The sequence below is a fragment of the Peterkaempfera griseoplana genome (assembly GCF_001418575.1).
In the GTDB taxonomy this organism is placed as follows: domain Bacteria; phylum Actinomycetota; class Actinomycetes; order Streptomycetales; family Streptomycetaceae; genus Peterkaempfera; species Peterkaempfera griseoplana.
Genome location: NZ_LIQR01000386.1, coordinates 435 through 1036, shown reverse-complemented (window position 1 = coordinate 1036; position 602 = coordinate 435).

Here is a 602-nt window from a genome sequence, read left to right as displayed (position 1 = left end):
CGGCCCGGCCGACCTGCTCGCACCGCGGGGCGACACCGCTGCTGCGCACCGCCCGCGCCGGTTCCGACTCGGGGTGGATCGCCGCCAGCACCGGATCCGAGGCGGCTATGACCTCCGCCGGGGTGCGGTAGTTGACCGTCAGCCGTTCCAGCCGCCAGCGGTCGCCGAAGAACGGGGTCAGCGCCTCGGCCCAGGAGGTCTGTCCGGCTGCCTCGCCGGTCTGGGCGATGTCCCCCACCACGGTGAAGGACCGGGTCGGGCAGCGCCGTACCAGCAGCCGCCACGCCATCGGGGAGAGCTCCTGCGCCTCGTCCACGATGACATGGCCGAAGACCCAGGTGCGGTCGGCCGCGGCCCGCTCGGCGACGGTCCGCAGATCGGTCTGCCGGTGCCGTCCGGCGAGCTGCTCCGCGCCCACCACGTCGGCGCCGCCGAGCTGCTCGGCCCGGTCGGGGTCCTCGTCCTCCAGGGCGCGCGAGCCACGGGCGATGTCCAGCACGCCCTGCGCGTACTCGATCTCCTCGGCCCGCTCCCGGGCCCGTCGCCGTACCGCCGCGCGGTCGTCGTGCCCGAGCAGCTCGGCCGCCTCGTCCAGCAGCGGC